This is a genomic window from Arachidicoccus ginsenosidivorans (assembly GCF_007971385.1).
Taxonomy (GTDB): domain Bacteria; phylum Bacteroidota; class Bacteroidia; order Chitinophagales; family Chitinophagaceae; genus Arachidicoccus; species Arachidicoccus ginsenosidivorans.
This window is the reverse complement of record NZ_CP042434.1, coordinates 1,548,788-1,569,538: the sequence shown is the minus strand read 5'-3', so window position 1 is coordinate 1,569,538 and position 20,751 is coordinate 1,548,788. Positions and strand designations below refer to the sequence as shown.

Annotated in this window: 20 protein-coding genes and 1 tRNA gene; 17 read left to right on the top strand and 4 right to left on the bottom strand. The window is 43.1% G+C overall.

From position 1 onward, the window contains the following. Positions 1 to 73: 73 nt before the first annotated feature. From ade to FSB73_RS06445, 6 genes are all read left to right on the top strand, one after another. Positions 74 to 1,714, top strand: coding sequence for an adenine deaminase (gene ade, locus FSB73_RS06470; protein WP_146780688.1), 1,641 nt, complete (start codon positions 74 to 76; stop codon positions 1,712 to 1,714). Between the two features lie 59 nt (positions 1,715 to 1,773). Further along, the gene (gene porK, locus FSB73_RS06465; RefSeq protein WP_146780686.1) at positions 1,774 to 3,045 is read left to right on the top strand and encodes a T9SS ring complex lipoprotein PorK/GldK; all 1,272 of its coding nucleotides are present in this window, start codon (positions 1,774 to 1,776) and stop codon (positions 3,043 to 3,045) included. An 88-nt stretch (positions 3,046 to 3,133) separates the two neighbouring features. Next, positions 3,134 to 3,769: a GldL-related protein gene (locus FSB73_RS06460; protein ID WP_146780684.1), complete on the top strand. Its 636-nt coding sequence runs from the start codon at positions 3,134 to 3,136 to the stop codon at positions 3,767 to 3,769. Positions 3,770 to 3,994: 225 nt separating this feature from the next. Further along, positions 3,995 to 5,518 (top strand): type IX secretion system motor protein PorM/GldM, encoded by a 1,524-nt coding sequence (gene porM, locus FSB73_RS06455; RefSeq protein ID WP_225974553.1) that lies wholly within the window; start codon positions 3,995 to 3,997, stop codon positions 5,516 to 5,518. Positions 5,519 to 5,549: 31 nt separating this feature from the next. Then, positions 5,550 to 6,587, top strand: coding sequence for a type IX secretion system ring subunit PorN/GldN (porN, locus tag FSB73_RS06450; RefSeq protein ID WP_146780682.1), 1,038 nt, complete (start codon positions 5,550 to 5,552; stop codon positions 6,585 to 6,587). A gap of 13 nt (positions 6,588 to 6,600) precedes the next feature. Further along, positions 6,601 to 7,257: a DUF6089 family protein gene (locus tag FSB73_RS06445; RefSeq protein ID WP_146780680.1), complete on the top strand. Its 657-nt coding sequence runs from the start codon at positions 6,601 to 6,603 to the stop codon at positions 7,255 to 7,257. Between the two features lie 480 nt (positions 7,258 to 7,737). Here the strand turns inward: FSB73_RS06445 and FSB73_RS06440 are convergent, their stop codons facing one another. Beyond that, positions 7,738 to 7,959: a DUF2795 domain-containing protein gene (locus tag FSB73_RS06440; RefSeq protein WP_091397889.1), complete on the bottom strand. Its 222-nt coding sequence runs from the start codon at positions 7,957 to 7,959 to the stop codon at positions 7,738 to 7,740. Between the two features lie 144 nt (positions 7,960 to 8,103). On the opposite strand from FSB73_RS06440, the gene FSB73_RS06435 reads away from it, so the two are divergent. After that, positions 8,104 to 8,760 (top strand): ABC transporter ATP-binding protein, encoded by a 657-nt coding sequence (locus FSB73_RS06435; protein ID WP_146780678.1) that lies wholly within the window; start codon positions 8,104 to 8,106, stop codon positions 8,758 to 8,760. A 22-nt stretch (positions 8,761 to 8,782) separates the two neighbouring features. Here FSB73_RS06435 and FSB73_RS06430 read toward each other — a convergent pair whose 3' ends face one another. The 3 genes from FSB73_RS06430 to gatC are packed head-to-tail and all read right to left on the bottom strand — an operon-like array spanning position 8,783 to position 10,431. After that, positions 8,783 to 9,376 carry a cob(I)yrinic acid a,c-diamide adenosyltransferase gene (locus FSB73_RS06430; RefSeq protein ID WP_146780676.1) on the bottom strand — a complete coding sequence of 198 codons (594 nt, stop codon included), beginning with the start codon at positions 9,374 to 9,376 and terminating at the stop codon, positions 8,783 to 8,785. Between the two features lie 25 nt (positions 9,377 to 9,401). Further along, positions 9,402 to 10,121: an ABC transporter ATP-binding protein gene (locus tag FSB73_RS06425; protein WP_146780675.1), complete on the bottom strand. Its 720-nt coding sequence runs from the start codon at positions 10,119 to 10,121 to the stop codon at positions 9,402 to 9,404. 16 nt (positions 10,122 to 10,137) lie between these two features. After that, a complete protein-coding gene (gene gatC / locus FSB73_RS06420; RefSeq protein ID WP_146780673.1) occupies positions 10,138 to 10,431 on the bottom strand; it encodes an Asp-tRNA(Asn)/Glu-tRNA(Gln) amidotransferase subunit GatC in 294 nt (97 codons plus the stop codon). A 121-nt stretch (positions 10,432 to 10,552) separates the two neighbouring features. On the opposite strand from gatC, the gene FSB73_RS06415 reads away from it, so the two are divergent. From FSB73_RS06415 to merTP, 10 genes are all read left to right on the top strand, one after another. Then, entirely contained in the window at positions 10,553 to 11,284 is a 732-nt protein-coding gene (locus FSB73_RS06415; protein WP_146780671.1) for a tRNA1(Val) (adenine(37)-N6)-methyltransferase, read from the top strand. A 186-nt stretch (positions 11,285 to 11,470) separates the two neighbouring features. Next, positions 11,471 to 11,554 (top strand) — tRNA-Leu (locus tag FSB73_RS06410). A 624-nt stretch (positions 11,555 to 12,178) separates the two neighbouring features. Further along, complete coding sequence (locus FSB73_RS27935) at positions 12,179 to 12,556, top strand: HYC_CC_PP family protein (protein WP_449371692.1); 378 nt, start codon at positions 12,179 to 12,181, stop codon at positions 12,554 to 12,556. A 165-nt stretch (positions 12,557 to 12,721) separates the two neighbouring features. Next, positions 12,722 to 13,984, top strand: a complete 1,263-nt coding sequence (locus FSB73_RS26415; RefSeq protein ID WP_146780667.1) for an efflux RND transporter permease subunit — start codon at positions 12,722 to 12,724, stop codon at positions 13,982 to 13,984. 10 nt (positions 13,985 to 13,994) lie between these two features. Beyond that, positions 13,995 to 15,887, top strand: coding sequence for an efflux RND transporter permease subunit (locus FSB73_RS26410; RefSeq protein WP_146780665.1), 1,893 nt, complete (start codon positions 13,995 to 13,997; stop codon positions 15,885 to 15,887). A 35-nt stretch (positions 15,888 to 15,922) separates the two neighbouring features. After that, the gene (locus FSB73_RS06390) at positions 15,923 to 17,200 is read left to right on the top strand and encodes a TolC family protein (protein WP_146780663.1); all 1,278 of its coding nucleotides are present in this window, start codon (positions 15,923 to 15,925) and stop codon (positions 17,198 to 17,200) included. A gap of 9 nt (positions 17,201 to 17,209) precedes the next feature. Beyond that, a complete protein-coding gene (locus tag FSB73_RS06385) occupies positions 17,210 to 18,445 on the top strand; it encodes an efflux RND transporter periplasmic adaptor subunit (protein WP_146780661.1) in 1,236 nt (411 codons plus the stop codon). Positions 18,446 to 18,460: 15 nt separating this feature from the next. Continuing rightward, on the top strand, positions 18,461 to 19,741 hold the full coding sequence (locus tag FSB73_RS06380) for an efflux RND transporter periplasmic adaptor subunit (RefSeq protein WP_091401267.1): 1,281 nt from the start codon (positions 18,461 to 18,463) through the stop codon (positions 19,739 to 19,741). Positions 19,742 to 19,869: 128 nt separating this feature from the next. Then, positions 19,870 to 20,229: an ArsR/SmtB family transcription factor gene (locus FSB73_RS06375; RefSeq protein ID WP_091401265.1), complete on the top strand. Its 360-nt coding sequence runs from the start codon at positions 19,870 to 19,872 to the stop codon at positions 20,227 to 20,229. Continuing rightward, on the top strand, positions 20,216 to 20,728 hold the full coding sequence (gene merTP, locus FSB73_RS06370) for a mercuric transport protein MerTP (RefSeq protein ID WP_225974552.1): 513 nt from the start codon (positions 20,216 to 20,218) through the stop codon (positions 20,726 to 20,728). The genes FSB73_RS06375 and merTP overlap by 14 nt, the downstream gene beginning before the upstream one ends. Positions 20,729 to 20,751: the final 23 nt, after the last annotated feature.

Sequence of the window (20,751 nt, the reverse complement as noted above, 5' to 3'; positions counted from 1 at the left end):
GATACTTAAGCGTTATGGATTTTTAGTCTTGAAGGGCTACTTTGTATTAATCAGAATTATTAAAATCATATACATGAATACCATACATGCAAATCTGGTCAATGCCTTTAAAAAGGAAATCTATCCAGTGACTGTTGAGTTCGATAAACACATTATGAAGGTGGAGAAAAATGGAGATAAACAAGATCCTTCCCTGCCTTATCTAATGCCTGGATTCATTGATGCTCATGTTCACATTGAAAGTAGTATGTTGATTCCCAGCGAGTTTTCCCGGATTGCCGTTACGCATGGAACGGTGGCTACCGTCAGTGACCCGCATGAAATTGCCAATGTTTGTGGTGTGGAAGGTGTGCATTTTATGATTGATAATGGCAAAAAGGTGCCTTTTAAGTTTAATTTTGGTGCCCCTAGTTGCGTTCCGGCCACAACTTTTGAAACGGCAGGTGCCACCATTGATAGTCAGGCCATCAAAGAATTACTTATGCTGGATGATATAAAATATCTGGCAGAGATGATGAACTATCCGGGTGTTTTACATAATGATCCAGAGGTCCTGCAGAAGATCCAGCACGCCAAAACAATGCAAAAACCCGTGGACGGTCATGCGCCCGGCCTTAGAGGTGAACAGGCTGCTCGCTATATTCAGGCGGGCATCTCTACAGATCATGAATGTTTTACCAGCGAAGAAGCCTTGGATAAGTTAAGTGGCGGCATGAAGATTCTTATCAGAGAAGGCAGTGCTGCCAAAAATTATGAGGCCTTGATCGATCTTTTAAATGACCATGAAGATGAGATAATGTTCTGTAGTGATGACAAGCATCCTGATAGTCTGGTGGAAGGGCATATTAATCAACTTTGTAAAAGAGCCGTTGCAAAAGGGATTGATATTTTTAAAATCATCAAAGCAGCAGCTATCAATCCTGTTTTTCATTATAAACTAAATGTCGGCTTGCTTCGGGTAAATGAGCCGGCTGATTTTATCCTGGTGGAAGATCTGGTAGATTTTAAGGTACTTCAAACGTTTATTGATGGCAATCTGGTCGCAGAAAACGGGCAAAGTAAGATTAAGCCGGTCTCAGAAAAGGTGTTGAATAATTTTTCAGCTAAAGAAATAAAACTGAAAGATTTACGTTTAGAAAAAGAGCCTCATTTATTAAATGAGCAGGGTGAATTCCCGGTGATTGAAGCCTACGATGGACAATTAATTACCGGCAGAATTGGCTGGGAGCCAAAAGAGCAGGATGGAGCCTGGGTATCGGATCCTGAAGCGGATATTTTAAAAATAGTCGTTGTCAATCGTTATCAGGATGCGAAACCGGCTATTGGATTTATTCGTGGATTTGGCTTTAAAACCGGAGCAATCGGTTCAACGGTTGCACATGACAGTCACAATATTGTTGCTGTGGGTGTATCGGATCAGGACCTTTTGGAAACGATCAATCGGCTCATACGCGAAAAAGGGGGGATAAGTCTTGTGAGCGGAGATCAAGGGGCTATTTTACCTTTACCTGTAGCCGGACTTATGAGCAATAAAGACGGGTATGAGGTGGCCAAAAATTATGCGGCCATGGATAATATGGCAAAAAAATTGCAGAGTAGTTTGTCCGCGCCTTATATGACCCTGAGTTTTATGGCTCTTTTAGTGATACCGGCATTGAAACTCAGCGATAAAGGCCTTTTTGATGGGGAGAAGTTCGCATTTGTAAAACATTAACCAAGCGCAAAGGAGCTGAAAGCGTTTGGTGATACGCATAAAAATAGAAAAGTTAAAGTATGAGCAAATACATGGGTTTTTGGATGGGTCTGATGCTTTTATGCGCAGGTGCCCTGCAAGCACAAACAGGTGTTCGTTTACGTAAGATTGTCAAGCATAAAAGTCAGCATCTTTATGGCTTACCTATTTCAATGGTAAAAGTCCCAACCGGCACCTTCGTTCAGGGAGCAGAAAATGATCAGGATTCCAATAATATTACTAGCAATGAAAACCGGCATCCGGTTTTAATCAGTTCTTTTTATATCAGTACAACAGAAACGACCAATGCCCAATACAAGGAATTTGTGAACTGGGTACGTGATTCTCTGGCAGCCTTGAATTTGGGCGGAGAATATCTGAATATCAAAGATGGTGATACCAGTATTAACTGGAAAAATGCCGAAAGAATTAATTACCAGGATCCGGCAGTAATGACCAAACTGACCAATTTATTACTGGATCCTTCAAAGAGCCTTTCCCATAAACCGCAAATCGACCCTGCTAAACTGGTTTATGAAATGAAAGGATTTGATTATCAGGAGGCAGCTAAAATTGAAAATAAAGGCCGCAGCCCGAAAGATTTTGTATACCACTATACGGTTCAGGTTTATCCCGATACCTTGGTATGGATGCGGGATTTTGGCTATTCTAATAATGAGCAGATGGCCACCAGCTACTTTGCCAGCGATAAATACAAGAATTTCCCGGTGGTGGGTGTGAACTGGATGCAGGCAACTGCTTATTGTGACTGGTTTACCAAACAAAGGATCAACAGGGATCAACGAGAACATAAAATGGCTATTGGTGGACAGTGTCGCCTGCCAACAGAAGCCGAATGGGCCTATGCCGCTAGTCTAAATGATAAGGACCTGAATAAAGGCCGCAGTAATGACCAATTGGATCAGGCGGATAAACCAGAAAAACAGAAAAGACGCCGTGGTAAAAATAGAGAAGAGGAAGCGGTGTCCGCCCAGGGCAATAAACTTTTTCCTGAAAAAGTAATAGAAGGTAAGCACGGTAAAATGGGTATTTATAATCTGGCAGATAATGTTTCTGAATGGACGAATACTTCTTATTATGCCGGTGGTGCCAATTTTGAAAACAGATTCAATCCCGATATTCAATGGGGAACCATTGATTCCAAGAGTAAAAGTAAACGCAGAAAAGTTGTACGTGGTGGTAGCTGGAAAGATACGCCGCAGTTTACGACAGTATCCAATCGTTTCTTTGAAGATTTAGGAACAGCACACTCTTATATTGGATTTAGGGTTGTGGTGAACCTTCCTGAATAGTTTAATATATCTGCAGCACCTACCGGCAACGGCTGGTGCTGTTTATTGTAAATACATAAATAATCATTAAAAATAAATACTCCTGATTATGGCAGTAGAAAAAGTAAGGCCAATTGATCGTTTCCTAGAGATCGTTTATTCTTTTGCCGCTGTGCCGGTTTTATTAGGCGCCCTGTTTAAAATCACCCATACAGCACCTTTTGGTTCTGCCAATGGTTGGCTGAATTTTGGCTTATACACAGAAGCCTTTGTGTTTATGAGTTTTGGCCTGCTCTATATTTTTGCACCGCCGAAGGCCGTAGATGAAATGGGTATTCCCATCGGGGATGATGTAAAATTTGGTAAATCAGGTGGGCAGGCGGCGCAGCCTTCCGCTTTGGCAGCTGTGGATAATATGCTGAAGGACGCAGATATCACACCAGACTCTATGAACCGGTTAAGCGATGGGTTTAAGAATCTGGAAGCCAGTATCCAAAGAATCAGTACAGCCAGCAACTCTATGGCCAATACAGAGGAATATATGCAGAAATTGCAGGAAGCGACCGCTTCTTTGACTTCCATGAACAGTTTCTATGCAAAGCTGGCGGAAACGTCTCAGGCACTGGTAACCAGCGCAGATGATGCGAAGAAAACCCAGGCGCAAATTGGGCAGTTGGCGGAAAATCTGGCTAAGCTCAATCAGGTTTATGGTGGCATGCTCTCTGCCATGCAGGGGCAAAAATAAAAACAAGCAATTAATGGTTCCGTTGTTTTAATGGCATTTTCTCTAAGCTTAACCTTGATAAAAGGGGAAAAGGAGAATTGCGACGAAAGGATCGGAAACAGCATTGACATCTTGCGTATTTATCTGAGGATCCTAAGAATGGAGGGATTTAGTTTAATTCACCAAATAGGTCTCAGCGGTAGAATATTAATTATCAGTAGCTAAAAATTAGAAATTAAATAAATTATGGCAATACCTAGGGAGCCGCGGCAGAAAATGATCAACCTGATGTATTTGGTGTTGACTGCCCTTTTGGCGCTGAATGTATCGTCCGAAATATTAAATGCCTTTCGTACTGTAAATAACAGTCTGGAGAATTCTATTCAAACCATTGATCAGAAAAATCAGACCTTGTTTACTTCGCTTCAGGAAAAGCTGAAAAATCCGGCCTCTGCGAAACTGGCGGCCATATGGGCGCCTAAAGCCCAGCAGGCTAAGACATTGTCGGATGGGATGTATGCTTATATTGACGCAGTTAAGGAACGCTTAAAAAGAGCATCGGGTTATAATCCTGCCAAAGGAGATACAACCTACAGTGAGGATGACCTGGATGTACCAACCAATATTTTGGATGACGGGAAAGTGGGGGATACTTTATATCAGAAACTCGCAGAATACAAAAAGAACATTTTAGCCATTGATCCAGAGATCAATGAGCAATTTAAAAGTACGCTCCCCATTGATTTGTCTATGCCGGTTGTGCAGGAAAAAAGCAATAGAACCTGGGCAGCCGCCTATTTTAGGATGACACCCACCATAGCCGCCCTTACCATTTTGACAAAGTTCCAAAATGATGTGAAGAATGCAGAGGCGCAAGTCGTCCTTTTCTGTCATAACAAGATCGGACAGGTGCAGGTGGTATATGATGAATTTCAGGCATTGGCATCGGCCAATACCCAATATTTACTTCCGGGGCAGGAGTTTACGATCTCAGCCGGGGTTGGGGCCTTTAGTAAAGGAGCTAGACCTACGGTGACCATTGACGGTCAACCAGTACCACTCAATGCTAATGGGATGGCAGAATATAAAACAACGGCCGGCAGTCCAGGAACTTATACCAAGAAAGTCAATATATCCTTTTTGAAGCCAGATGGCTCAACGGCTACATTAACCAAAGATATTCAATATACAGTGGGCTCTCCGACAGGTATTACGGTAAGTGCGGACGCGGTTAAAGTGCTTTATATCGGGCTGGATAACCCGATCTCTGTTGGTGGTGGTAATGGCCGAGGCGCGGAAAATATGCGCGTTTCAATGGATCAGGGATCCATCGTATCAGAGGGACATGGCAAGTTTATTGCACGTCCTTCTAAACCTGGGGAGGCGCATTTACATGTTACGGATGGCAAATCCAGTGAAAACTTTGTTTTCCGTGTGAAGACGGTGCCGACACCTACGGCAATGGTAGGGGCAAGCAAAGGTGGCAGAATGTCTGTTAATGCCTTTAAAGCACAGGCTGGTGTCAGAGCGGAACTGGAGAATTTTGTATTTGAAGGGGTGAAATTTACGGTAACGAGTTTTACCATGACTTTTGCCGGAGCCGGTTATCCGGAATTTATGCATAAGTCTGTTACTGGTAATACATTTGGCGCTGCCAGATCTTTGATCGAAAGAGCAAAACCTGGAAGTACGATTACTATCGATGAAATCAGGGCTAAAGGTCCGGGTGGTTCCAGAACCCTGGCACCGATCGCCTTTAATCTGTATTAAATAGAAATTATATAAAGAGGGGAATATTCTAATGAGAAAGCTAATTTTATTATTGATATGCGGGATGACATTAGGCGTGTACGGCGAAGCGCAATCGGCCTATGACACACCGCCTGTGAAAAAAAGGACTAGTGTGCCGCCAAGAGATACCACAGAATTACCGGATAATAGCGGTTATAATGGTGGTGTTACCAGTGACACCAGTGGGTTATTGCAGAATCTGCCTATTGAAGTGATTAAAGACTCTTCAGGCAATGAACTGATTAATGGGGCAAAGCCTTCCATGAGAAGAGATAATATCCTGGCCGATAATGCAGGTGACAGCACAGCGACGCCGCTGCCTTACACGCCGCTGTACTCAACAGATGCGTTATATCGGGTCAGAGTGTGGCGTGTGATTGATGCCAGGGACAGGGCCAATTTGCCTTATTTCTATAATTCTTCCATTGATGGAGAGAATACCACAAGACTGATCAATGTGATGATTGATGCTATTAAAAATGATAGTGTTCAGGCCTTCAGTCCAATTGACGACCGTTTTACCACACCCATTACCTTTGATCAGGCGATGGCTGCCTTTGGTGGTGGAACCGATACTTCAGCCTCTTATGACCTGGATGGAAATATAGTCGGGTATCAAGTCCGTCATAAAGAAATCTCAGCGGATTCTATTTACAAATACAGAATCAAAGAGGAGTGGGTGTTTAATAAACGAGACGGAAAAACCTATGTCAGGATTCTGGGCATCGCTCCCTTGATTAATTATACAATGTCCACTGGAGAAGTGATGGACAACAGCGAACATGCTGCCTTTTGGATATATTATCCTGACCTACGTACAAAGCTGGTCAGGACACTGATCCCCAATCCCCTGAATGCTGGAGGACGGCTGAGTTGGGAACAAGTATTTGAGAACCGCTTGTTTAAAAGCACCATAATAAAATCGTCCCTGGACGCGGCTAATGGTTATACAAAATGGCCACTAACCGCCTCTCAGGCAAGTCAGATTCAAAATGAACTCAATAACCTAAGTAAACAAATGTGGGAGAAGCCTTCCGCAGCAAATTAACAAAGAACCTATTATGAAAAACAAATTGATATTGTCACTGCTGATCGCCTTTATGGGAATGGCAGTGGGTGCTTCTGCGCAAGTGTTGGATTTTGGACAACGAAGTCAGATCGGTGTTAGTGTGGGAATGATGAACTACAGTGGTTTTATGAATAAAACGGCTTTTACCTTTAAGGAAAGTCATCCTAGTTTTGAGGCCTTCTACCGTTATGATGTGGTGAAAAATTTCAATGTGCGGGCTACATTTACCTATGGTAGTCTCTCAAAGGATAATGGAGAAGAAAGTATTGACGGCACTAACAGGTCGGGGCAGTTCAAAACAAATATCTTTGAGGTGTCTGTATTACCGGAATACAATTTTCTGGACCTGACCACGCATAAGGTCTCCCCTTATATTTTTATGGGTGGAGGGTTTTATAGCCTGACCGGCTACCAGAGAAATGGAGCGGATTATAGTAAACCCAATGATAATGGATTTAATTTCAGAGGGGGGATTGGTGTTAGGTATTTGGTGAATCCAAATATCCAGATCTTTGCTGAAGGTAGTCGCCGAGAGTTCTCCCATAGTATCGATTTTTATGAAAGCTCTAATAGCCCTAGCCGTTATTATACCATTCAGTTGGGTGCTGCCTTTAGATTAAGCAAGCTGAGACTGGAAGAACTTTGGTAAAGGGGATATTAATTAAAATAAAATCCAGGCATATTATACATTGCTCTATTTTAATATCTGATTTATGTGAGGGTGAAATAAACCCTAAAACAAAAGCTGGCCTGCAATTAATTTGCAGGCCAGCTTTTGTTTTAGGGTAATGGCGATAAATTAGAATGAATTAGTGTTGTTTGTATATCTGCGAAGGGCGCTATGGTTGGCCGTAAATAAAATTACACAGATGGGGTTACAATTGCTTTTAAACTTGTTTGCCCATTTTAGTAGAGCAGTCTATTTTCTGAAAAGCCTCTAGGAAGGATTGGTTCGCGTAATCTTAATACGCAGCTAATGGTGTTTAACTTTGGTCTTTTGGCATTAATTTTTCAAAGCACCAGTTTTTTTATGGCGAGTTTGATAAATGTATGCACAAAAAAACTATCCTATGATTGAACGATTTTGTTCTAGGATAGTTTTTTATTATTTATTTGCTTTCTTTCAAGCCTAATATTCATCTTCATTAAACATGAAGTCTTCCTGACTAGGATAGTCTGGCCAGATATCTTCAATACTTTCGTAAACCTCACCTTCATATTCTAATTCCTGGAGGTTTTCCACCACTTCAATAGGAGCGCCGGAACGAATAGCGAAGTCAATTAACTCATCCTTGCTGGCGGGCCAGGGAGCGTCTTCTAGGTAGCTGGCTAATTCTAAAGTCCAAAACATAGCTTTCGGTTTTAAATTTCGGCAAATGTAAGTTATCAATCGGAACTACCAAATATCATTTGGCCTCCAATGAATTAACATATCGTTAAATTATTTAAAAAACATAATTTTGCCCTATGTTTGCATTAATTAGTGTCAAATATTATGCTAAAAGCCGTTGATATTCATAAAAGATATAATCAGTTAGAGGTGCTCAAAGGGGTCAGCTTAGAGATACAAAAGGGCGAGATCGTATCCATTGTAGGCTCATCTGGCGCTGGGAAAAGCACGCTATTGCACATTTTAGGGACACTTGACAGCAGTGACAGGGGGGAATGTTTTCTCAATGGGCAGGCTTTCCATCAGTTGCGTGACAAACGACTAGCGGCTTTTAGGAATAAGCACATAGGTTTTGTCTTCCAGTTTCATCATTTATTGCCGGAATTCTCTGCGCTGGAAAATGTCTGTATCCCCGGCTGGCTTGCCGGTTATCGCAAAAAAGATGTTGAGAATGAGGCAAAAAGACTCCTGGATACTTTGGGGCTTTCTCACCGGCTGGAAAATAAACCCCATGAACTCAGCGGCGGGGAACAGCAAAGAGTGGCTGTAGCCAGAGCACTGATTAATAAGCCAGATATTGTATTTGCAGACGAACCTACTGGCAACCTAGATAGTCACAATGCTAAAGAACTGCATGATTTGTTTTTGGATCTGAGAAAACAGTTTAATCAGACTTTTTTAATTGTGACCCATAATGCCCAACTTGCTGAAATGAGTGACAGGATCCTCAGAATGAGTGATGGCCTGATTATGGAAAATTAATCTGACGAATAATACGGTTGTTTTACTGCTTTTCAGGTATCCATTTATTCTCCGGGATATTGAGTAGATGCCCTATATAGCGGCTTAGCACAAAAAAATAATCACTGAGGCGGTTCAAAAACTGGATAATCAGTGGGTAGGATTTTACAGCAAAATTATCTTCTGTGAGTGGCTGCGCTTCAACAAAGGCCACACATAATCTTTCCGCCCTTCTGCAGACAGCTCGGACGATATGTGCCTGGGCAACTACCGGATGACCTCCTGGTAGGATAAAATGGGTCATTTTTGGCAGGTGAAAGTTCATTTCATCGATCTCCAGCTCCAAATTGGTAATATCTGTGGATGAGATCATAGGGAGGTTAAATTTCTCCCCTTTACCAGGATCGAGCGCCAAAACGGCGCCCATGTCGAACAATTGTTTTTGGATATTAACCAGCACTTTAGTGGGCTTATCGATGGCTGCTTTTTGCAATTGACAGATTAATAGGCCTAAATGTGCATTTAGTTCATCTAGTGTACCATAACATTCAACTTGTAATGCGCCCTTTGAAATTCTTGTTCCGCCGATTAATCCCGTTGTTCCTTTGTCTCCCGTTCTTGTATATATTTTTGCCACGTATTAATTTAACTGATTGCTTATTTTAAATGTTTGCAGTGGATTTGGTCAATGTTTGATGTTCGTTTAAGGCATCTGATTCTATAATGCCATCTTTTAAACGGATAACTCTTTTGGCGTATTCTGCAATGTCTTCTTCATGCGTTACCAATACAACTGTATTGCCAGCGGCCTGTATCTGTGAGAAAATCTCCATGACCTCTACGGAGGTCTTTGAATCCAGGTTACCGGTTGGCTCGTCTGCCAGTAAGATTGCCGGATTATTAATAATGGCCCTTGCGATGGCAACACGCTGGATCTGGCCTCCACTCATCTCATTGGACTTGTGATGGCTGCGGTCTCCCAGTCCAACTTTTTCCAGGGCTGCTACAGCCCTGGCTATTCTTTCTTCTTTGCCCACCCCGGCATAAATCAGGGGTAAAGCCACATTTTCTGCAGCGGTCAATCTGGGCAGTAAGTTGAACTGCTGGAAGACAAATCCGATTTCAACATTTCGGATGTCGGCTAGTTGATCATCAGCCATTTTGCTTACATCCTGCCCATTGAGGACATAACTGCCTCCAGTCGGCGTATCTAAACAGCCTAATATGTTCATTAAGGTGCTTTTTCCACTACCTGAAGGTCCCATGAGGGCTACATATTCATTTTTATAGATATCCAGGGAAAGGCCTTTTAGAATGGGTATACCATGGCCACCCATGTAATATTGCTTTTCTATTTTGTCTAAATGAATAATGCCTGACATATAATGACTGGTTTAATTATTTTTTGATGACTTTGGGCACCTGGATATAAGTGCCATCCGTTTTAGGCACATTTTGTAGGGCCTCTTCTCTTGAAATACTACCTTCTACTATATCTTCCCTGAAGATATTCTGATTAGGGGTGATATGCAGTAAAGGGGCTACACCAGTGGTATCAACCTCCTTTAGCTTTTCTACAAACAGCACCATTTGCTCCATATCGGTTTTGATGGCTTCCTTCTCAGTTTCGTCAAAACTTAACCTGGAGAGATGTGTTAAATCATCTATGAGTTGATCTGTAATTGCTACCATAGGACAAAAATAAAGTTTTGCGGCTTAGGTTCCCAATTTATTGGATGGGCGGTGGGCCGCCTAGCCAATAAATTGGGAACCTAAGCACTGTTGGAAAGCAGAATCATCTATTTTTGCCTGAATGGGGAATGATTTTTTCAGGTTTAAGCAGTTTGAAGTCAGGCAAGACAGGTCAGCCATGAAGGTATGTACGGATTCCTGCCTTTTTGGGGCTTTATTGCCGGTAATGTACCACCTGCAACCGGTCCAGGTTTTAGATATCGGCACTGGCACCGGGTTGCTTAGCCTGATGTATGCGCAAGTTGACCCACATGCGGTAATTGAGGCGATGGAATTAGACGAGGCCGCTTGTAGCCAGGCAGCGGAGAATTTTAAAGCCAGTCCCTGGTCTGAACGCTTAAAGGCCATCCATATTGATTTTAAGTGTTTTAGTAAGGAAGGGTTAACGAATACTGGACACTACGACCTGATTTTCTCCAACCCACCATTTTATGTGGGTGATCTAAAATCACCTGACGCACAAAGAAATAGTGCACTTCATAGTACAGATTTGAATTTTAAGGATTTATTGGAAGGAGCGGCTGGGCTGCTCAAAGCGGATGGTGTTTTAGCGGTATTGGTGCCATATACTAGGGCAGAGGCATTTGTTCAGGAGGCTGGATTAGTTGGACTATATCTGAAACGCCATTATAAAGTAGCGAATGCGAATGGTAAACCTTTTTTTAGATCTGTGTTACTGTTTACCAGTATAAAGGGAGATCTCGAAGAAGAAGTAATCTATATTAGAGACGCAAATCAAGAATATTCCTTAAAATTTAGGGAGTTACTGCATCCTTTCTATCTTAACTTGTAACTTTGATATTGATTAACTGATTTTCAATCGGTTCTATAAAAAAAGAGAGAATATGAATACTTTAAAAAAAATATTGAGGATAATGCGTAAGGTTTTCTGGCGCAAAAAAAGTTGTTGCCAATAAAATCAAAAAATAGTTTTGCTAATTATTGGCAAGGCCTTACATTTGCACTTCTCAAATAGAGCGCCCAGATGGCGGAATTGGTAGACGCGCTAGACTCAAAATCTGGTTTTCGCAAGGGAGTGCAGGTTCGATTCCTGTTCTGGGCACTTGATTATCAATCAATTAGAAAGATCCGCTTTTGTGGATCTTTTTTATTTGCACACAATTTGCACACAGAATTTTTCAGAGGTGTAAAAGAACTAAATTTTAGCTAAGTTAATTGATTTTTGCCAGAAATTCATTTGCTTAATTCTTGGGAGCTAATCTAAATCACCTTGAGTATGTCGCTTTATAATATAAAAAAAGCTAATGCTGTCGCAAGAAGATTTGGCCAGATAAAATCAACAAAAGAACCTATTCGTCACGATATTTCAAGACGGCCGGAACGAAGTCTTTAATAATTTTGACAAGTTTCTTGCAGCTTATGATGTATCCCCACAACAAAACAACCATGTCTTGAAAGCTTACGGGGCTTCAATACGTTCTGCAGTCATCAGTTAATTCGAATCAATTTGCAATTATTTAATGACCATTTTTACTTTCGCCAGCGTAAAAGTTCCAAAGTTGGCGTTCTTTTGTAATAAAATTGAAAAAATCTTCAAGCAGTTGTTGCTGTACAATAATTGATGCGAAGCATTTTAATGTGGATGTTTAAGGGATCACGGCCAAAATATGATTATTTAATTTAATATTAAATATATGGGAATTAACTGTACCTTTGTTTTTATAGAATGAAAAAAGGTTTAGCCACCATATTATTTCTTATTTATCTTACTACGGTAAGTGGTGTAGGTATAAACCTACATTATTGCTGTGGTCATTTGGATAAAGTGGAGTTAAGTTACGCAGCTAAGACTTTTGTCGGTCATTCAACTTGTGCGATGCATTCCACCTATAAAGGCAAGGACTGTTGCAAAGATGTGCACAAGCAAATAAAAATTACACAGTCTCAAAACATCGTATCGGACATGGCGGTCCCAGCCGTTTCTTTTTTTGCTGTTGTACTACCTACTTTTCCTAAAGTCCCAGCCCCTTGTTTTTCCTCCATTGCAAAGGGAAGTTTCTCTCCCCACGCTCCACCCTTTCGAGCGACGGCCCCCTCTATTTGAAGAACTGTAGTTTCCTGATATGATTTCTTTTCCTTCCTGATACCGGACAGACCATTGTTTGCCTGGCTTTTGGCGTTTGACGATGCCAAAGAATCCTCTACATCAATTAGAGCGCCAACGGTGTTGTATGCCTCGGTGCACACTATATAAGGAAAAGCAATTATCATGATTAATAAACTTATCTCCTGGTCCATTCACAACCGTTTTATTGTCATACTGGCAACACTGGGGCTGATTGGCTACGGCTTTTACAGCATGACACAGACGCCTGTGGATGCCATTCCTGACCTCTCTGAAAATGAAGTCATTGTATTTTCCCAGTGGATGGGCCGCAGCCCGCAACTGGTAGAAGACCAGATCACCTTCCCGCTGGTGAGCAACCTCCAGGGCATCCCGAAAGTAAAAGACATCCGGGCCACTTCCATGTTTGGAATGAGCTTTGTTTTCGTTGTGTTCCAAGATAATGTAGACCCCTATTGGGCCCGTACCCGTGTCTTGGAGCGGCTGAATTACGCCCAAAAATTCCTACCGGAAAACGTGGTTCCATCCCTCGGACCGGACGCTACTGGTGTCGGTCAGGTTTATTGGTATACCCTGCATGCACCAGGATACGATTTAGGGGAACGGCGCGCCTTACAGGACTGGTATGTAAAATTTGCCTTGCAAAACGTCCCGGGCGTTAGCGAGGTGGCCTCCTTTGGTGGTTTTCAAAAACAATATCAGGTTACACTAGATCCGCATAAGCTTGATTATTACCATATTACGCTTATGGATGTCATGAAAGCAGTAAAAGAAAATAATAATGACGTTGGCGGTCGTGTCTTCGATTTAAATGGTAGCAACTATATCGTTCGGGGAATGGGCTATCTTAAAAACCCAGCGGAAATCGCCGATCTGCCGGTCGCTACCGAGGGTGCTACCCCCATCCGGATCAAGGATATCGGGGATGTACAGATGGGCGGCGATCAGCGCCTAGGGATAATAGATGAAAACGGTGACGGGGAAGCGGTGGGTGGGGTAATCCTCATGCGCTATGGTGCCAATGCAGACGAAGTCATAAAGGGCGTGAAAGCTAAAATGACAGAGATACAAAAAGGGCTCCCGCCTGGCGTCACCTTTAAAACGGCTTACGACCGCAGTACGCTGATCGAAGCTTCAATCAAAAGCATTGAACATACTATTATCGAGGAGATCGTCCTGGTATGCGCCGTCATCCTCATTTTTCTCTTACACTTCCGCAGTGCGCTCGTTGTCATGCTGAGTATTCCGATAGCTATTTTGACGGCCTTCATCCTGATCCGCCTACTGGGATTTTCTTCCAATATTATGTCACTGAGCGGGATCGCTATTGCCATCGGCGTCATAGTCGACAATGCCATCGTAATGGTAGAAAATGCGTATCGACATTTAACAGAGGCAGACCATTAATTATAAAACTATGAACACTTCAAATAAAATCAGTAATAAAGAACGTATCGCTATTATTGAAAAGTCCGCCAAACAGGTAGGTAAGCCAGTGGTACATGCCATCCTGATTATCGTCGTTTCATTTATCCCCGTGTTTTTACTCACGGGACAGGAGGGCAAATTGTTTCACCCCCTTGCCTGGACAAAAACACTGGTCATGGCTTCCTCTATGATCCTGGCCATTACCCTTATCCCGGTGCTCATGGTGCTGCTGATGCGGGGCAAAATGCGCCCGGAATCTAAGAACCCGGTCAGTAATTTCTTTGTCCGTCTATATGAGCCGGTTTTAAGCTGGTGCTTAAAATGGAAGAAGACCGTACTCACAGTCAATATACTTGCGCTGCTTTTGTCCGTTTTTTTGCTAACAAGGATGGGCAGCGAATTTATGCCACCTTTGGATGAAGGTACGATCCTGTTTATGCCAGTGGCGCTGCCGGATGCCTCCAACGCAGAGATGAAACGCATCTTACAGGTGCAGGATAAAATTATCAGTAGCTTCCCGGAGGTTAAAAATGTACTCGGTAAGGCAGGACGTATTAGTTCAGCTACCGACAATGCACCGATTAGTATGGTGGAGACCATTGTGCTGTTAAAGCCAAAAAGTGAGTGGCGTACAGGGATGACCAAAGATAAGATCATCAGCCAACTGAACGAAAAACTACAAATTCCCGGTATCACCAACGGCTGGACGCAACCCATTATTAACCGTATCAATATGCTCTCCACCGGTATTCGTACGGACGTGGGCGTGAAAATTTTCGGACAGAACCTGGATACCATCTACCGGTTAGGGCAGATGATCGCCGGTGAGTTAAAAGGCATCAAAGGGATTGCAGATCTGTATCCGGAGCAGATTACAGGAGGTAAATACCTGAACATCGAGGTGAATAAAGACGCCATCGGGCGTTACGGGCTGACAACGGACGATGTAAACAGCATTGTGCAAAGTGCCTTAGGGGGTATGAATGTCGGGCAAATTTACCAAGGGCGTGAAAGGTTCAGCGTCAATATACGGCTGGCACAGGACTGGCGCGGAAGCCTGGATGATATCAAGGGGACACTGGTGCAAACAAAAAATGGTCCACTCCCCTTATCCGATGTAGCTAGTATCTCCCTAAAGGACGGACCTTCTATGATCAGTAGCGAAAACGCGCTGCTACGCGGTACAGTGCTCTTTGATGTCCGGGGAAGGGATCTTGGCGGCACCGTAAAAGAAGCTATGCAAAAACTGGATAAAACACTGGCGCTGCCTAAAGGTTATTTTATAAACTGGAGCGGCCAGTGGGAAAACCAGTTACATGCCCAAAAAACCCTGGAGTTGATCATTCCCGTCGCCATACTGCTTATTTTATTAATACTCTATTTCACCTTCCATGATTTGCGCGATGCCTTCAACACAATTCTAAGCGTACCGTTCGCCTTCGTGGGTGGCATATTAATGGTCTATTTATGGGGTGAAAATCTGTCCGTAGCAGTGGCCGTTGGGTTCATTGCCCTCTTTGGGGTGGCTGTAGAGACCGGCGTCGTGATGATGATTTATCTGGAAGAAGCGATGCAGCGTATGGTCCGGGAAAAAGGAACAGCGATAGACGTAGTTACCCTCAGGCACTATGTGCTGGAAGGTGCAGTAAAGCGCTTACGTCCCAAACTAATGACGGTGTGTGTCGCTTTATTTGGACTAGTGCCTGTGCTTTGGTCCAATGGCACAGGAATAGAACTCATGCGGCCGGTGGCCTTGCCCATGATTGGCGGCATGGTGACCTCTGCCATCAGCATTTTGCTGGTGATGCCTATCATTTTTGAGTTGTTTAAGGAAAACGAATTAAAAAAATATGGTAATATCAAAGTAAAAGACAGTTTATAGAACTATATAGATCTTCAACCTCAGAAATTTACATTATGAAAATCAACTCCTTTATAACTGGAAGCAAAAGCCTAGTTGTTCTAGTGATTTTGGTGCTTGCAACCACCCGGAAAACGCAGGCGCAAACCTACACGCTCAGGCAGGTACTCGATAGCATTGAAACCCGCAATCCCGGTTTACAGCAGTTTGCCCTGAAAACGGCGGCTAGCTTTGCAGAGGCAGATGCAGCGAAGGCATGGATGGCACCATCCGTAGGCGTCGGGCTCAGTGAGTTCCCCTATGGTGGCGGCAAGGACATGGGTGGTGGCGGCATGGCCCGAAAAATGGTGATGCTACGTCTGGAGCAGATGTTTCCCAACTTTGGCCAGCAAAATAAACAAAGAGACTATTATCAGTCTTTGCGCCTTCAGGATCAAGATGATAGCGCGACTATGAAAAATATGCTTTTTGCCGAAGCGAAAATGGCTTATTATGACGCCTTGGTGGCGGAAAAGAAATTAGCAGTGGTGGACCAGCAGCAAAAGCAGGTGCAGTTGCTGATTCAGATTTCAGAGGGCCGGTTGCCCTATGGTAAGGCGAGTTTACCAGAAATCTATAAGGCCAGGGCAAAGCTGAGTGACCTGCAATCCATGCGGGTACAATTAGAGGCGGCCAGCGAACAGGCCGTTGCCATCTTAAACAGCCTGATGAACCGTTCCCAACAGGCACCCTTACAAATTGATACGGCAGAAGACTTTGCCCATTCAGAGATCGCTATTTTACAAGTGGACTCATCCTATATTTTGGAAAACCGTAGTGATATCCACCGGGCTTCTGACGAAATACACAGTCTCAGGCTGAACAAAAAAGTCGTTTCCAGCGAGTCCAGGCCAACCTTTGGTATAAACTTGGATAATATGCGCATGAACAGTGGTGGCTACATGTATAGTGCGATGGCTATGGTATCTGTTCCTATTGCCCCTTGGTTTTCCAAAGGCTATAAATCAAAAGCAAAAGCCATCGATTATCAGATACAGGCCACCCGTAAAATGCAGGCGGGGCAGGTTCAAGAGGCTATCGGCGTTATACAAAAAGACTGGTTAAAGCTACAGGCCGCGCAAAAGGATGTACAAATTTTCCAGCAGGAAGTCATTCCTGCCTATAGTAAAGCCTACCAGTCCTACTTAAATGCATTTAGTGAAAACACAGGCGATATTTACGAAACACTCATGGCCTGGGATGAATTAACCATGAAGAAGATGCAGTACTGGGACAAAATAAGCGATCTGTTAAACATCCGTGTCATGCTGGAAACAGAAATGCAAAAGGATTAAAATTTATAAATGATGAAACTAATTAAAAACAGAAACTTGGTTTACCTTTTACTGATGATGGCCTTCATTGGGCTACTCATGGCGGGTTGTCAGGCGAACCAGCCAAAGGCGCATTCACAGGCAAAGGTATATTATACCTGCTCCATGCATCCGCAGGTACATGAAGATAAACCCGGGAATTGCCCCATATGCGGCATGAAATTGATTAAGGTCGAGGAGACTAACCAAAAGGATACGGTGTCTTTAGATACCGCTTTGTCTTATCTGACACAACCAGTTACCAAAACAGTGACTGGATCCTTTAAGACGTTCATACCAGTAAAAGGTAATGCGAAGGATACGATAACCGCCGATGGTATGATTGATTTTGACGAGCGGGATATCAACGGCGTTGCATCAAGGGTGACAGGTCGAATTGATAAGTTATATGTAAAATATAGCGGGCAGTCCATAGCAAAAGGACAGCCACTGATGGAAATCTACAGCCCCGAATTACTCAGTGTACAAAGAGAGCTGTTACAAACCGTGAAGGATAATGACCCAACACTTATAAAGGCGCTGAAGGTAAAATTACGCAATCTAGGGATGCACCAAAATGAAATCCAAAAAGTAACAGAAAGCAGAAAGCCCCTGTCACAGATTACCATTTTTAGTCCGTACCAGGGAGTCGCTCGCCCTGTAAGCGATCCGGCGATGGATAACAGTACCCCGGAATTACTGGACATTAGAAAAGGAATGTATGTGGACGCCGGGCAGAGCATTTTTTCTATTCAGGACATCACCAGACGTTGGGCCTTGCTTCATGTGTTTGCCAGTGATATGGCTTTTATCCAAAAAGGAGATCCAGTGGCTTTAAATTCGGAAGCCAGCCCGGATCAAATAATCAGCGGACAGGTGGATTTTATACCTCCATACCGAATGGAAAATGAAAAAACCACCACCATACGGGTTTATCTGAAAAATTTACCGGCGAACTGGAAAATAGGAACACTCGTAAGAGGTCGCATCGTCATTGGCCATGAGGACAGGGACCTATATGTTCCTTTATCGGCGGTGAATAGACTAGGCATGCGAAGCGTGGTCTGGGTAAAGGATAGAAACAGCAATGATGTATTTCATGCAAGACCTGTGCAAACAGGTATCCGCACAGAAGATTCCATCCAAATAATATCAGGTATTAAAACGGGTGACCAAATCGTCGAAAACGCCGCCTATATGGTAGATAGTGATAGTTTTATTCAATAAAAAAAAGAGAATGTCATGCAATATAAATGGATCATCATCGGTAGTTTACTACTATTTTCTCTGGCTGCCTGTAATAATAGCCAGGATGGTAAAGCGGTAGTGCAAATGACAGACAGCCTGCCGCAGAAAAAGGAAGCGGTCATTTACACCTGTCCCATGCATCATCAGATACGGGAAAACGCACCAGGCAAATGCCCGATATGCGGTATGACTTTGGTACCGCTGGATCAGGGTCCTGCACAGAAAAATCCGGAAGATACCCTGGCAGAACTTAGGATTTCATCCCGGCAGCAGCTGCTGGCAGGTATTCATACTGATACAGCGCAAATAACAAATTTATCCAGTGAGCTGATGCTTACAGCAACCACCCTCTTTAATCCTAAACAGCAGGATGTAATCAGCGCCCGGGTAAATGGCTGGATTGAAAAAATGTATGTGCGCAATCCGGGTGAAGAAATCTTTGCCGGCCAAAGACTATATGAACTGTACAGCCCCGACCTGCTTTCTGCTGAAAAAGACTATCTACTGGCAATTCAGCAAAAAGGGCTTTTTAATAAGGCCTCTGTAGATTTTACCGCCACCATTCAGGCAATGAAGCAAAAACTCCTGCGATGGGGACTTTCCCAAAAACAAATTGACCACCTGCAAGAGCGGCAGCCAACCGGAAAAACGGCTATTTACAGCGAGTCCACCGGCTATCTCATCCAAAAAATGAAGGAGGAAGGTGGATACGTAAAAGAAGGAGAGGCGATCCTAAGCCTTGCGGAAAATAATACACTTTGGGTCCAGGCCCAGTTATACGACCAGCTATTGCCGCTTATATCCAAGGATACGAAGATCTGGGTGCAACTAGCGGGAAGCATGGGCCAAAAATTACCAGGCAAGATCGTATTTGATAACCCTGTTAATGAGCCGGCTTCACGTGTTCATCTTGTTAATATCGAGATCTCAAATCCAGGTGGAAATTTACAACCGGGTATGCTTGCCTATGTACATATGCAAACATCAAAGGGACAACCAGGTGTCGCTATTCCCAAATCATCCGTAATTTACGGACAGGACCGCGCCTATGTCTGGGTGAAACGGCCCGACAGTAGCTTTGAACGCCGGGAAGTAACACTCGGACAAGATAATACTTCACTGGTAGCGGTATTACAAGGGGTTAAAGTGGGTGAATCCGTGGTGTCTTCAGGCGTCTATCTGCTTAATAGTGAGTATATTCTCAAAAATGGTAGCGGTGCCAATCTTTCAGGGATGCAGATGAGTGATATGAAGATGAGCGGGAGAAGTAAGTAAATTGTGTATAAAAGCCGAATGGGAGGAGATAGGTTGTCGGTCGGATGATAAAAAGGAAGAATTGTTTAAATTGTTAATTTTGTATTTAAGTAGTTGCTTAAATACGCGAATGAGTTATTTTTGCACTTATGAACAATAATTCTTGTATCAGGCAACAGGCGGACATTAAGCAAATCGGTCGTTGCAAAGACAGAATTACAGCCATCAATGGGACGTTTGACTATATATCCAACGGACTTGAGCTGGCAGGTAATAACGTGCGACTTAAAATTCTTTTTCTTCTTTACGAAGAAAAGCAGCTCTGTGTTTGCGATTTGAGTGATATTCTCGGCATGACGATTTCTGCGGTTTCACAACATCTTCGAAAACTCAAAGACAGAAAGATTATTAAAACAGAACGCCGGGCGCAAATTATTTTTAACTCGTTAACAAAGGAGTATGAAGAAATGCTCCTACCATTTTTCAAAATTCTTGATGAAAACAAATAACAAACTAGTCGGTGTAGGATTTTTAACAGCAATAGCTGCTTCACTATGTTGTATAACGCCTGTTTTAGCCATCATAACAGGCTTAAGCGGTAGTCTTGCCTCGACTTTCTCGTGGCTTGACCCTTTCAGACCCTATTTTATTGGCTTAACTGTCTTGGTATTTGGCTTTGCCTGGTATCAGAAACTGAGGCCAAAAAACAAAATGAGCTGCGATTGTGAAGAAAGCGGAAAGCCAAAGTTTATCCAAAGTAAATTCTTTTTGGCGATAATGACGGTTTTCACAGCCCTGATAATGGCATTTCCTTTATATTCCACTATTTTCTATCCTAAGTCAGCAAAACAAGTCATTGTGGTTGACAAATCAGATATTCAGACCGTTGAGTTTAAAATAGGCGGAATGACTTGTTCCGATTGTGAAAATCCTATTCATCACGAATACATAAGCTTTCTGGAATCGTTAAGGCTTCTGTCTCATTTGAGGACGGAAATGCCATCGTAGCAGTCGACAAATCCAAAACGGAT

What these genes read in the sequence shown, in the direction of transcription:
- ade (WP_146780688.1), top strand. Translation starts at nt 74, where the DNA reads ATGAATACCATACATGCAAATCTGGTCAATGCCTTTAAAAAGGAAATC.
- porK (WP_146780686.1), top strand. Translation starts at nt 1,774, where the DNA reads ATGAGCAAATACATGGGTTTTTGGATGGGTCTGATGCTTTTATGCGCA.
- FSB73_RS06460 (WP_146780684.1), top strand. Translation starts at nt 3,134, where the DNA reads ATGGCAGTAGAAAAAGTAAGGCCAATTGATCGTTTCCTAGAGATCGTT.
- porM (WP_225974553.1), top strand. Translation starts at nt 3,995, where the DNA reads ATGGCAATACCTAGGGAGCCGCGGCAGAAAATGATCAACCTGATGTAT.
- porN (WP_146780682.1), top strand. Translation starts at nt 5,550, where the DNA reads ATGAGAAAGCTAATTTTATTATTGATATGCGGGATGACATTAGGCGTG.
- FSB73_RS06445 (WP_146780680.1), top strand. Translation starts at nt 6,601, where the DNA reads ATGAAAAACAAATTGATATTGTCACTGCTGATCGCCTTTATGGGAATG.
- FSB73_RS06440 (WP_091397889.1), bottom strand. Translation starts at nt 7,959, where the DNA reads ATGTTTTGGACTTTAGAATTAGCCAGCTACCTAGAAGACGCTCCCTGG.
- FSB73_RS06435 (WP_146780678.1), top strand. Translation starts at nt 8,104, where the DNA reads ATGCTAAAAGCCGTTGATATTCATAAAAGATATAATCAGTTAGAGGTG.
- FSB73_RS06425 (WP_146780675.1), bottom strand. Translation starts at nt 10,121, where the DNA reads ATGTCAGGCATTATTCATTTAGACAAAATAGAAAAGCAATATTACATG.
- gatC (WP_146780673.1), bottom strand. Translation starts at nt 10,431, where the DNA reads ATGGTAGCAATTACAGATCAACTCATAGATGATTTAACACATCTCTCC.
- FSB73_RS06415 (WP_146780671.1), top strand. Translation starts at nt 10,553, where the DNA reads ATGGGGAATGATTTTTTCAGGTTTAAGCAGTTTGAAGTCAGGCAAGAC.
- FSB73_RS27935 (WP_449371692.1), top strand. Translation starts at nt 12,179, where the DNA reads ATGAAAAAAGGTTTAGCCACCATATTATTTCTTATTTATCTTACTACG.
- FSB73_RS26415 (WP_146780667.1), top strand. Translation starts at nt 12,722, where the DNA reads ATGATTAATAAACTTATCTCCTGGTCCATTCACAACCGTTTTATTGTC.
- FSB73_RS26410 (WP_146780665.1), top strand. Translation starts at nt 13,995, where the DNA reads ATGAACACTTCAAATAAAATCAGTAATAAAGAACGTATCGCTATTATT.
- FSB73_RS06390 (WP_146780663.1), top strand. Translation starts at nt 15,923, where the DNA reads ATGAAAATCAACTCCTTTATAACTGGAAGCAAAAGCCTAGTTGTTCTA.
- FSB73_RS06385 (WP_146780661.1), top strand. Translation starts at nt 17,210, where the DNA reads ATGATGAAACTAATTAAAAACAGAAACTTGGTTTACCTTTTACTGATG.
- FSB73_RS06380 (WP_091401267.1), top strand. Translation starts at nt 18,461, where the DNA reads ATGCAATATAAATGGATCATCATCGGTAGTTTACTACTATTTTCTCTG.
- FSB73_RS06375 (WP_091401265.1), top strand. Translation starts at nt 19,870, where the DNA reads ATGAACAATAATTCTTGTATCAGGCAACAGGCGGACATTAAGCAAATC.
- merTP (WP_225974552.1), top strand. Translation starts at nt 20,216, where the DNA reads ATGAAAACAAATAACAAACTAGTCGGTGTAGGATTTTTAACAGCAATA.